9 protein-coding genes are annotated in these 12,576 nt (G+C 44.7%); 5 read left to right on the top strand and 4 right to left on the bottom strand.

Translation table 11 applies throughout. The features are described from left to right. The first annotated feature begins 26 nt into the window (after positions 1–26). From B3143_RS05450 to galE, 5 genes are read left to right on the top strand one after another with little or no spacing between them, the layout of a single operon-like run. Positions 27–1,901 carry a nucleoside-diphosphate sugar epimerase/dehydratase gene (locus B3143_RS05450; RefSeq protein ID WP_286739782.1) on the top strand — a complete coding sequence of 625 codons (1,875 nt, stop codon included), beginning with the start codon at positions 27–29 and terminating at the stop codon, positions 1,899–1,901. 24 nt (positions 1,902–1,925) lie between these two features. Continuing rightward, on the top strand, positions 1,926–2,801 hold the full coding sequence (gene galU, locus B3143_RS05445) for a UTP--glucose-1-phosphate uridylyltransferase GalU (RefSeq protein WP_286739781.1): 876 nt from the start codon (positions 1,926–1,928) through the stop codon (positions 2,799–2,801). Positions 2,802–2,819: 18 nt separating this feature from the next. Continuing rightward, positions 2,820–4,076 (top strand): nucleotide sugar dehydrogenase, encoded by a 1,257-nt coding sequence (locus B3143_RS05440; RefSeq protein ID WP_286739780.1) that lies wholly within the window; start codon positions 2,820–2,822, stop codon positions 4,074–4,076. Next, complete coding sequence (gene pgi, locus B3143_RS05435; RefSeq protein ID WP_286739779.1) at positions 4,076–5,740, top strand: glucose-6-phosphate isomerase; 1,665 nt, start codon at positions 4,076–4,078, stop codon at positions 5,738–5,740. The genes B3143_RS05440 and pgi overlap by 1 nt, the downstream gene beginning before the upstream one ends. After that, entirely contained in the window at positions 5,733–6,749 is a 1,017-nt protein-coding gene (galE, locus tag B3143_RS05430) for a UDP-glucose 4-epimerase GalE (RefSeq protein WP_286739778.1), read from the top strand. The genes pgi and galE overlap by 8 nt, the downstream gene beginning before the upstream one ends. A 57-nt stretch (positions 6,750–6,806) precedes the next feature. Here galE and B3143_RS05425 read toward each other — a convergent pair whose 3' ends face one another. From B3143_RS05425 to B3143_RS05410, 4 genes are all read right to left on the bottom strand, one after another. Then, positions 6,807–8,177, bottom strand: coding sequence for a phosphomannomutase CpsG (locus tag B3143_RS05425; RefSeq protein ID WP_286739777.1), 1,371 nt, complete (start codon positions 8,175–8,177; stop codon positions 6,807–6,809). Between the two features lie 225 nt (positions 8,178–8,402). Further along, a complete protein-coding gene (locus B3143_RS05420; RefSeq protein ID WP_286739776.1) occupies positions 8,403–10,016 on the bottom strand; it encodes a Tn7-like element transposition protein TnsE in 1,614 nt (537 codons plus the stop codon). 2 nt (positions 10,017–10,018) lie between these two features. Then, positions 10,019–11,551, bottom strand: a complete 1,533-nt coding sequence (locus B3143_RS05415) for a TnsD family Tn7-like transposition protein (protein WP_286739775.1) — start codon at positions 11,549–11,551, stop codon at positions 10,019–10,021. Between the two features lie 4 nt (positions 11,552–11,555). After that, a partial coding sequence (locus B3143_RS05410) for an AAA family ATPase (protein WP_286739774.1) occupies positions 11,556–12,576 on the bottom strand: 1,021 nt, incomplete at its 5' end.

Below are 12,576 nucleotides of genomic sequence, written 5' to 3'. Positions count from 1 at the left end.
TTAAGATATGACTTATTGAAAACTATATGAAATCCATCGTTATTCCACTCATCGAATCCCCTCGTGCTGCCAAACTGGCTTTTCTGGTCATTTTGGATTTCTGTGTATTCCCAGTCCTAATCTGGCTGTGTTATGCCATTCGTCAGTTTGACCTTGGTGCAGAGGTGGTGCCGAATATTCCGTTTGGTTCACTGTGGGTCAGTGCAATTGCGGTTATCCTGCTGTTTGTGTTTGGGGTGTATCGCTTTATTGTGCGTACCTACAATGAAGTATTTATGGTCAAACTGGGGCTAGCGACCTTTCTGGCGGTGGCGGGACTCTATGCCTTGGCCTATTTAACAGATGCTTTTATTCCCACTTCTATTCCACTGATGTTCGGCTTTATGATGTTCGCCTGGGTATGGTTTAGCCGTGGGTTCATCCGTTTTATTGTCCGTTCTTATGTACAGGCGGGTATCCCGAAAAAACGTATCGCGATTTATGGAGCAGGCAATGCTGGTCAGCAGGTCGCTGCGACTTTAACCCGTTCCAATGAACATTTACCCATTTTATTTATTGATGATAATCCTTCTTTAAGTGGACAGAATATTGGCGGGATTGATGTCTATTTGCCGGAAACAGCGCTTAAATGTTTTGCCAAATTGCGGATTGATGAAATTTTAATTGCCTTACCCTCTGTAGGGCGTAGCCGCAAAAGTGAAATCGTTAAATTTCTGGAACCGGCACATTTAAAAATTACTGAAATTCCGGGCCTGACCAAACTGGTGGATGGTGAAATCCGCGTCTCCGATATTCAGGAAGTTGATATTATTGACTTGCTGGGTCGTGATCCGGTGCCGCCTGTGGCAGAGCTGCTGGAAAAAAATATTAAAGACAAAGTGGTGATGGTTACAGGTGCTGGTGGCTCAATTGGTTCCGAGCTATGCCGCCAGATTATTAAAAACCAGCCGCAGAAACTGGTGATTTATGAGCTGACCGAATTTGCCCTGTACAGTATTGATAAAGAACTGCGTCTGGCATCCAATGTCGAAATTATCCCGATTCTGGGTACGGTTCTGGATCAGGCCAAACTGGAACGGATTATTGAACAATATGCGGTGCAGACGGTCTATCATGCGGCGGCATATAAGCATGTACCATTGGTAGAATGTAACCCGATTGCCGGCCTGAAAAATAATGCAATTGGTACCGCTTTTAGCCTGAATGCAGCCGTCAAAAATGGCGTTGAAACCTTTGTGCTAATTTCAACCGATAAAGCCGTACGTCCGACCAATGTCATGGGTGCATCAAAACGTATGGCTGAGCTGTATTGTCAGGCCATGGCAGAAGCGCAGGACCAGACCCAGATCAGTATTGTACGTTTTGGGAACGTGCTTGGTTCATCGGGGTCTGTGGTGCCTCTATTTAAACAGCAGATTGCCAAGGGCGGCCCGATTACTGTGACCCATCCGGATGTGACCCGTTTCTTTATGACCATTCCCGAAGCTTCACAGCTGGTAATTCAGGCCGGTGCCTTGGGTCATGGTGGTGATGTGTTCCTGCTGGATATGGGCGAGCCGGTACGGATTCAGGACCTGGCCCGTCAGATGATTGCGCTGAGTGGCCTGAAAGTCCGTGAAGCCGATAGTCAGGACGGCGATATTGAAATCCAGTACTCCGGTTTACGTCCTGGTGAAAAACTTTACGAAGAATTACTGATTGATGCCGATAATACCGAAATGACACAACACAGCCGGATTTTGCGTTCTTATGAAAAAATGTATCCTCTGGATGAGTTATTGCAGGTGTTTGAGCGTTTCAATGATTTAACCGCGGTGCAATCGGATATTGATTGGGCATTAAGCCAGCTGGAGCACTATGTTGATGGCTATCAACGTGGTAAAGAAGTTAAAGTAAATTAAAATATTGAGATCAGGTTAAAGTATATGATTAAGAAGGCGATTTTACCTGTTGCAGGTTTGGGTACCCGTTTTTTACCGGCCAGTAAATCTATTCCCAAAGAAATGGTGACGGTGGTCGATCGTCCAGCGATTGAATATGTGGTGCGTGAAGCGGTTGCTGCCGGTATTGAGCAGATTATTCTGGTCACGCATTCTTCCAAAGCGTCAATTGAAAACTACTTTGACCGTAACTTTGAACTGGAAACCACATTAGAGCAGAAGCAAAAGTGGGATTTGCTAAAAGAAATTACCGAAATTTTACCGCCGCAGGTCAGCGTGGTCAGTGTGCGTCAGCCACAGCCGCTGGGCCTGGGTCATGCAGTGCTGTGTGCCAAAGATATTGTCGGTGATGAGGCTTTTGCCGTGTTACTGCCAGATGTACTGGTCAAAGACCAAGCAGAAAAAAATGATCTGGCCTTGATGATTGAACGTTTTAATGCCACCCAAGCAGCGCAGATTATGGTTGAGGCCGTGCCGGAGCATCTGGTCGATCAGTATGGCATTGTGGATGTTGCTGCTGCCCCTGCAGAAGGCCAGAGTGCGGTAATGCAGGGGATTGTCGAGAAACCGGCGGTCGGTACTGCACCTTCTAATCTTTCCGTGATTGGGCGTTATGTATTGCCGGCCAAAATTATGCAGCTGTTGGCCACCACACCGAAAGGGGCCGGGAATGAAATCCAGCTGACTGATGCCATTGCTGCATTACAGCAGCTGGAAACCGTCGAAGCCTACCGCATGAAAGGCCAGACCTTTGATTGCGGCAGCAAACTGGGCTATTTAAAGGCGGTCTTACATTACGGAGTGGGCCATCCAAGTTTAGGTGCAGCATTTAAACAGTTGATTCAAGAACTTAAAGACTAATACAGGGCAGAGGTCAGCATGAAGGTTGCAGTTTTTGGTCGAACGCTTTATGCCGGGGTGATGGCGGCGCTATTGGCAGAATGTGGGCACAAGGTCTACTGGTGTGACATTTTCCAGCAAGATAGCCCGGAAGCACCTGATTTTCAGGATGAGGCAGTCAACCGTCTGTTGCAGCAGCAACATGCCCAAGGCTTTCTGCATTACTGTAGCCTGAAAGAGCTGAGTCTGGAGATGGATGTCTATCTGTTTAGCCTGAACCCGGCTGAAGAACCGCTGCTGATTGAATTGTTGCAGCAGCTCCAGCAGCGCCCGATCATTCATCCAAAACTGATGATCAATGCTTCAACTTTAGGTCTGCAGGGGACGGCACGTTTGAAACAGCTGCTGCCTGAAGATGATTGGGTGTATTTGCCAGATATGAGTCAGGAAGGCAATGCACTGGCCAGTATTACCCAGGCGGAACAGCTGACTGTGGGCTGTATGAACCCGCAGGTGCAGAGCAAAGTGCAGGAATTTTTACGTCCTTTATTCCCGCGTAAGCAGCAATACCTGTTTATGCCGGTGCTGGATGCGGAATTTACCAAGCTGAGCATTTCCGGCATGCTGGCAACCCGAATCAGTTACATCAATGACTTGGCTGTGGTGGCAGAAAAACTGGGCATTGATATTGAACATGTGCGCCAGGGCATGGCCGCCGATAGCCGGATTGGCGCGTCCTATATGTATCCGGGTGCCGGTTTTGGCGGAGAAAACTTCTCGCATGATGTTTTAACCCTGGCCAATACCGTGTCAACTACCGGTGTCAAAAGCCAGCTTTTGGCCCAGGTCTGGGAAATTAACGAGCAGCAAAAAGAGCTGCTGTTTCGCAAACTGTGGAACTATTATCAGGGCAATTTAAAAGGCAAAACTATTGCCATCTGGGGTGCTGCGTTTAAGGAAAATACCTCACGCGTGCACCATTCACCCATTCACGCCATGCTCAAGGCACTCTGGGCACAAGGGCTCACGGTTAAATTACATGATCCGCAAGCCTTGCCGGAAATTCAGGCACTGTATGGCGAACGCGATGACCTGATCTTGTGTCAGGACCAGTATGAAGCTGTTAAAGGCAGCCATGCGTTGTGCCTGTTAACCGCCTGGAAACATTACTGGAGTCCGGACTATAAAACCCTGCTCAACAGTATGCAGCATCCACTAATTTTAGATGGACGTAATATCTATGATCCGCAGTTTGTCAAAGCGCAAGGCTTTGCCTATATGGGAGTAGGACGCTAATGAGCAGTTCAGCAGCGCTACATACGCGTGATTCACTGTTATTACAGTTACAGACTTTAAAAAATCAGTTTGAACAGCGCCATTTAACCGATTTATTTGCCCAGGATGCGCAGCGTTTCGAGCACTTCTCCGTACGTTTAAAATCGCTGGTTTTTGATTATAGCAAGCAGCGTATTGATGCCGAAGTACTGGCGCAGCTGATACACTTTGCTGAGGCACATGACTTATCCGGCTGGATCAACACCCTGTTTTTCACCGATACGATTAACTATACCGAACAGCGTGCAGCCATGCATTGGGCGCTGCGTTTGCCGGAACAGGACAGTACCCATCCGGAACTGGTACAGCAGGTGCAAACCCAGCTACAGCGTATGTATCAGCTGGTGGAAAAAATTCATGCCGGGCAGTGCCGCGGTGCGACCGGTGAAGTAATTCAGGATGTGGTCAATATCGGCGTTGGTGGTTCAGACTTGGGCCCTTTGATGGCCACTCAGGCGCTGTCCGATTTTAAACATCCAAGTGCCAAGCCGTTGAGCGTACATTTCGTTTCGACCATGGATGGCAGCCAGCTCTCGGATCTGCTGCATAAGCTGCGTCCGGAAACCACGCTGTTTATTATTTCCTCCAAGTCTTTTGGCACCATTGATACCTTGTCCAATGCGCAAACTGTCCGTTTGTGGCTGGAAAAAGCCTTGGGCAAACAGGCCCGTGTATTACAGCATCATTTTGTTGGGGTCTCGACCAAGCCTGATAAAATGACTGCATGGGGCATTGCGCCAGAAAACCAGTTCCTGCTGTGGGATTGGGTGGGTGGCCGTTATTCACTCTGGTCCTGTATCGGCTTGCCGATTGCGCTAATTATTGGGGTGGAAGGCTTTAAAGCCTTTCTGGCCGGTGCCTATGCGGTGGATCAGCATTTCCAGACCGCACCCTTTGCACAGAATATTCCGGTGTTGATGGGCCTGCTCGGGATCTGGAACAATAATTTCCTGGATATTCAGACCCATGCGGTTTTGCCCTATGATGGCCGCTTAAAATATTTTGCCTCTTATCTGCAGCAGCTGGAAATGGAGTCGAATGGTAAATCGATTCAGCGCAGTGGCGACGCGGTTGAACTGGATACCTGTCCAATTGTCTGGGGTGAAGTGGGACCGAATGCCCAGCATGCGTTTTATCAGCTGCTGCATCAGGGCACACAGGCGGTCAGCTGTGATTTTATTGCGCCAGTCAAACGCTACAATGCCAACCAGTTTACCTATGCCGAAAGTGCAGAAGCGCTGGTCGAGCAGCACCATCTGGCCCTGTCTAACTGTCTGGCGCAATCGCGCTTACTGGCTTTTGGTAATCAGGCGCTAGATCAGGCCGAGCTGGCCAGTCTGCCACCGTATAAGCAATATGCCGGTAATCAGCCGAGTTCAACCTTTTTAATCCAGGAACTGAACCCGTATAGCTTGGGGATGCTGATTGCCTTGTATGAGCATAAGGTCTTTGTCCAGTCGGTAATCTGGAATATTAACCCCTTTGATCAGTGGGGCGTAGAAAAAGGCAAGGAAATTGCCAATCAGCTGTTACCGATTTTAAATGGCCAGCAGCAGGATGTATCGGCACTGGATGCTTCGACACAGGGTTTATTACACATTTTATTAGGAAAATCAGATGGCTAATATTCTGGTCACCGGTGGCGCCGGTTATATTGGTTCGCATACCTGTCTGGAGCTGCTCAATGCCGGGCATCAGGTGGTGGTGCTGGATAATTTGTCAAACAGTTCGGCAGAATCATTACAACGGGTACAAGCACTGACCCAGAAAAGTCTTCATTTTATTGAAGGGGATATTCGGGATGGTGCCGGTCTGGATCAGCTGTTCCAACAGCACAAGATTGATGCGGTGATTCATTTTGCCGGCCTTAAAGCAGTGGGGGAAAGTCAGCAAATTCCACTGGCTTATTTTGAGCATAATATTGCCGGATCTATCAGTCTGGCGCAGGCGATGCAACGCGCAGGGGTGTTTAAACTGGTCTTTAGTTCCTCTGCAACGGTGTATGATGAAGCCAATATTTCTCCTTTAAATGAAGAAATGCCAACGGGGATGCCAAGCAACAATTATGGCTATACCAAACTGATTATTGAACAAATGTTGGAAAAACTGGCAGTTGCTGATGAGCGCTGGTCAATTGCCTTATTACGTTATTTTAATCCGGTTGGTGCGCATAAAAGTGGCCAAATTGGTGAAGATCCGCAAGGCATTCCAAATAACCTGATGCCTTATGTGACCCAGGTGGCTGTCGGTCGTCGTGAAAAACTTTCAATCTTTGGTAGCGATTACGATACCGTCGATGGCACAGGCGTCCGCGATTATATCCATGTGGTGGACCTGGCCAATGCACACTTATGCGCACTGAATAACTGTTTAAATGCCCAGGGCTGTCGTGCCTGGAATATTGGAACCGGAAACGGGATTTCCGTGTTGCAGGTGAAAAATACCTTTGAACAGGTCAATGGGGTACAGATTCCATTTGAACTGGCACCGCGCCGGGCGGGCGATGTGGCAACCTCTTTTGCAGACAATCGGCGTGCTATTGCCGAGTTAGGCTGGCAACCACAGTATGGTCTGGAAGATATGCTGGCTGATAGCTGGAACTGGCAAAAACAGAATCCCAATGGCTATCGTTAAGTAGGTTCAGATCCTCGTACAATAAAAAAATGGAGCATTTATGCTCCATTTTTTGTATTAAGCCTGAATCAAGCGGGTCAATTCATCGATATAGTCTTGCATTGGTTTGGGTTGCTGGTCACGGCGGCTTTCAATATTCAAACGCAATAACGGCTCGGTATTGGAGGCCCGTACATTAAAACGCCAGGCACCAAAATCCAGACTTACGCCATCGGTCTGGTCAATGGCCGGGTTCTGATCGGCATAGTGCTCAAAGATATTTTGAATGGTGGCCTGGGTATCGGCCACTTTAAAATTAATTTCACCTGAGCATGGGAACTTGGCAATCATCTCTTCAACTAGACTCGATAAAGATTGACCGGTTTCAGACAGTACCGCAATCGCCAGTAACCATGGAATCATACCGCTATCACAATAGGCAAAGTCACGGAAATAGTGGTGGGCACTCATCTCCCCGCCATAAACCGCGTTGTGCTCACGCATCACATCTTTAATAAAGGCATGCCCTGATTTAGACTGGATTGCTTCGCCCTGATACTGCTCCACCACATCAAAAGTGTTCCAGACCAGACGCGGATCATGCACAATTTTTTCACCGGCCTGTTTCAGCAAGAAAGCCTGTGCTAACAGCCCCACAATGTAATAGCCTTCAATAAACTGGCCTTTTTCATCAAACAGGAAGCAGCGGTCAAAGTCGCCATCCCAGGCAATCCCCATATCCGCACCATGCTGAATGACTGCCTCACGAGTGCTGTCACGGTTTTCAACCAGAATTGGATTAGGGATACCATTTGGGAAGTTACCATCCGCTTCATGGTGAATCTTGATAAATTCGACAGGAATATTCAGTTCCTTAAACTTTGCCTCAATCGCATCAATCACATGACCTGCAGCACCATTACCGGCATTCACCACCAGTTTTAACGGGCGAACTTTTACAGGGTCGATATATGTCATTAGATGATCGACAAATTCAGGCAGGATATTATATTTTTCAGTATGACCTTTTTGGCTAACTTCAATGAACTGACCAAATTCCGCTAAGGCTTGAATATCTTTCAGGCCGGTATCGGCACTGATCGGGCGAGCATTTTCACGCACCAGTTTCATGCCGTTATAATCCATCGGGTTATGACTGGCAGTGACTTCAATACCACCTTGCACATCTAAATGGAAAGCACCGAAATACACTTCTTCAGTACCAGTCATGCCTAAGTCTAAAACATTGACACCGGCATCATTTAAGCCGCGGATCGTGGCCTGCTTTAAGGCTTCACTGCTGAGGCGCACATCACAGCCCACAACGACTGTTTTAGGCTGGTAAATCTGAGCATAGGCACGGCCTATTTTATAGGCAATGTCTTCGTTAAGTTCTGTACCGAGTTTGCCGCGAATATCATAGGCTTTAAAGCAAGTTAGTTTTGTCATGTAATCCTGCAATATCCCTCAAAAAAGGAAAAGATATAAAAATATAATTTAAAGATGAGCATCTGGTAAGCACATCTTAGCTAAGTATTTTAACAGCCTGAATAAGTCTTTACTAAAAAATTACCGAAAGACATCCTTTATAGGGGGGAATACTTCAATGTTTACAGTATTTGTCACCAACACACGATACATGTACAGCATTACTTTTAATCGTATTATCTAGGATTAATTGAGTGGAGAACGCCCTAAGGTAGATAAGTGTCTGATAATATTCTGCCGCCATAGCTCTATTTCATCCGAAGTATATTGCATGGATTTCTGTGACTTTTTAGGATGATGAATGGTTTTAAATGACCCCCATTCTGAAAGTGTTTCCTTAGTAGGCCAACGTAAAGAGCGTTTCACAATCATCCGTGTAAGTTTCTTAATGACCTCTTGACTAGGCTGTGTGTTAGCCTTCCATTGAATTATTAGGGTAGAAATACTCTTCACGTGGTCATCAAGATCAATTTCAAAAATACTTAAAGCCTTGCCTTGATATTTGAATCTGAACTCAAGCAATGTTCGAGGCTGATCTTTATAGGTGTAGTGTAGCCGTGATTTACCTACCTTGGGTAAACGATGGTAATGTGGATCTTCGGAGTCTAATACGATAACCTTTGACTCATTTAAGCCCAGGATCATTTCTTTGAATGCGGTAAGGCCTTCACTGTAATATTCTAGATATTGCAGATCATCTGCGAGACCCATGAATTCACCTTGACCAATGGTTCCTAATATTGATGGTTCATCTGTCGCAACGACATCTGGATCATCAAAGGTACCTCGTTCTTCCCCATATGATCTGTTCATCCCCTTGTGTTTTATATAGCGTTTTGCGGTACGGATCGGTTGCTGAAAACTTAACAGTACTGGTTCAGATTTGATAATCACTGCACCCTTATCTGAACTTGCTTCCTGTAGATCATCAATATCAGGTTCTTCTGGCATTTTTTCAATACGATAGCTACCTTTTGTTGAACTGTTCTTTCCATTCTGTTTTTGGATAAAGTGAGAGCTAGAAAACTCAACCAGCTTAGGAAGTTTGGGTTGTATATTTTTAATTTCAAGAATTTCATTGATATAAATCTGATCTGATTCTTTTGAGTAATAGGCTTTTACCGTAATTTCTGTATTTCTTAAAGACGGACAACTAAAGTCGAAATTCCATTTCTCTCTTGATCTGTCTTGATATTTTTGTGAAATAAAGTGGGCGCCAATACTTTTATAGCAGGCTTTGATTTCACGATTAATCAGGATCCAAGAGAGAACACTGCGTATTTCAACAGAGTCATAGAGCGTAGAAGGAAAACTTTTTGACACTAATTCATGAATAATGTAATGATCTTTGGTTCTTTTTTGGACAAAGAACTCTGCATCCAAAAATTCTGGATTGAACACATTACGGGCAAAGTATGCATTATGAAAAAACAAAGCACGGGCAAGTTCAAGCTTGGGCAAATGCACTAAGGTATTTTCATAGCGATGATCAAGATCAGTCATGATCTGAGACAACTGATTTTGTTTGCTATAGATGTTGCATGTATTGTGCCAGCGTCTGAGATGTTCGATTTTATAAGTCAGAATGAGTGGCTCTGCCGATTTGTAATCTGGAGTTGGTTTTAAACATCTTTGACGTGCAAGTAAATGCATATTTGAAAATCTAACCCCGAGAGGATATTTTTTTTTCGACATCAGGTCGTTGAGTTGGAGTTCGATCATCCAAGCTTGGTTTTTTTGTTCTTTATAAATAGTCCCTATTGAACGAATAAGGGCATTCTCAGGAAAGTTTTTCAGCATTATTACACCTTAATAATCTGATCATATTGTATGACCTGGTTGAGGAAGGTTCGGGTTTCTTTTGTCATTCTGTCTGTTGTTAAGCCAGCTTTTCTGAGTAACACCCACAAGGGGATAGACTCATTTTTGAGTTTATTTAGCAGAAGTTCACGTGATAAGCGCCGAATTTGATAGCAGCTAACATCCTCTTGGTATGTGCTTAGAAATTTTACGATTAATGGCAAGCTATCTAAATTCTTTTCAATAGTTGATGGGTTTTTTAATTGCTTGATCCACCAAGTTTTTGTCCGTCGAGGAGAGTCAAGATTATCGACTAATTTTTGATTTAAACGAAGTAAATATTTAACACCATCCCAATCACGTTGTCTCCAATTGACCTTTTTTCCAGAGGGAATAAATGGCATCTGTTTCTGACTGTTGGTCTCCATCAGCCACTTCTTATCATTACGGTACAGCCAAGCATAAAGTGCTGTATTCTGTTTTCTTGCTTCAATAATGGAATTTTGTGCTAAAGCTGTTAACCATGAATGGCGTTGAGCCTGGATAACCTCGGACTGTAAGTTTTCCTGTGAGGTGTCATTTGAAGGACGCATTGGGGTAGCATGGCAGGCTTTCACCTCTTTGAAGATATCTTGAAAAGACCAATCACTTCCAGCATAAAATGCTTCAATTACAATTAAATGTTCTAAGTAGCTGAAGCTACGTCTATGCTTTCTAAAGATATTTTTAAGCCAACTATTTTCTGTGTCTATCTCACCTAGTCCATGTTGTACCAAAAATGACATAGACCAGCGTTGCATGATTTTCTGATAAATGAGTTCATATATGATGTGATGATCGCCTTTGACCATACCGTGCTTTGAGGCAAGGGTTTTATAGAAAAGCGTCCATTGCTGTAAGGTGGCAGAAGAGCTGTTTGCAAGTGAACAGAGTTCAGTGGCTTTTTGGGCAATTAAAATTTCGTCTGGGGATGCGGGTTCTTGTTCAAGTATTGGACAATTATCCACACAGGCGGCTTTGAATTCATGCTTATGGATTGGTCTGTATTTCACACTACTATTAAGTAGCTTGCCATGTTGAAGGCAGCAAGTGACGCCTGGAACTTGCCATAGTCTTGACCAATACCATTCTCCATATATTTGTAATTGTTCGTCGAAACACTGAGGGCAATAGCGTAAGTATTCTGGAATACGAACTTTCGATGCATTCAACCCCACTGTTAAGTGTAAGGCACCATGCGATGCTCCTTGCATGAATCGTAAGCAGTCCTGTCGTCTTTCTTCAGGAATAAAGAATGCATACAGTGGAAATAATGTGTGATGGTTAATGAGATACATTACGTCATAGTGTGCTGAGGGTAGCCACTGCAGAATTTTGTCCAAATGAGAGGGAAGATCTACGGTCGCAGAAACTTTACGGTTCTGAAACACTTCATCGAGGAGCTGTTTGGGACTGGTAAGTGCCAAACGTATTCCAGCACGCGCTACAGTACTATATATCAGCTCATCGACATGAGGCATCGGAAAATTAAACATACTGTTAACTCTCCCTGAGCCATTGCTCAATATCGAGCACGTACTCTGTGTGGTTTTTTAGATGTTGGTAAAAGGATAGGTGGGATTCTTTTTGACTGTATTGAAAACGTAAATCAGCACTTTCTAAGCGATGCCAGACTGCAGCAGTATTCGTGGATTTTCGAGTGGATTGAGGCGCCTTTTTCTGCTCTTCGTCCATTACTTTTTCGAGATCATTTTCATCTTTGAGCCATTGCATGATCACTGGCAACAAAATTTGTATATCTGTATCTGGATAAGACTGAAAAGCTCGTTTAATGATGTTGGGTAATAGATCTGATTGATAGCCCAATTCAATCAGTAGACGATGCATACGGATCGCCTGTGAATTGCCGTCATAGATATCGACATCATCTTTTTCGAAGTGTGCTTTTCTGATTTTCTCCTGTAAGTACAGGAGCTTTTTGTCGACTTCAGGAATAATTAAGTCTGAATACTGCGCAATTCTTGCAGGATCTCGACTACGTAACGCCTCAATCATGGCATGGATTGGGATCATATCCTGCTCATAGGTGGTCTTCAGCAGTTTGATGGTGATACGCTCTATCCCAGTCTCAATTGCTCGGATTTGAGCCAGTACAAACAGTTTAACAACGATATCAGGTATACCTTGTGACAGTTCATACCAACATTCTCGTATATCTTCAGACAGGGTTAGGTCTGCTTTGGTCAACCATTGGTATTTCCAAAGTGTATCTGTAAACCCCACCCATTCAGACTTGACGACTTGCTGGGTGTGAGGAGAAATACTATTTTTTTCATTTTTAATCGGCTCCCATAACACAGCGCCAAATCCAATAGCTCTTCGGGCTGATCTGAAATCAGCATCAAATATAGGGCGGGCTTTTGGGGTTCCTACCATTACGACTGGCAAACTGATGATATTGACAAGCGTGACGAAAAAATTAAGCATCTTTTTTTCACCACCGGACTTGTTGACGCTTAAGTGCTGAATTTCATCAATAATTAACCTGAGTTCGACATAA

Origin of the sequence: Acinetobacter sp. UBA1496 (assembly GCF_002324975.1) — a bacterium.
In the GTDB taxonomy this organism is placed as follows: Bacteria; Pseudomonadota; Gammaproteobacteria; order Pseudomonadales; family Moraxellaceae; genus Acinetobacter; species Acinetobacter variabilis.
Note: the sequence above shows the minus strand (reverse complement) of the source record. Positions and strands in the feature narration are given on the sequence as shown.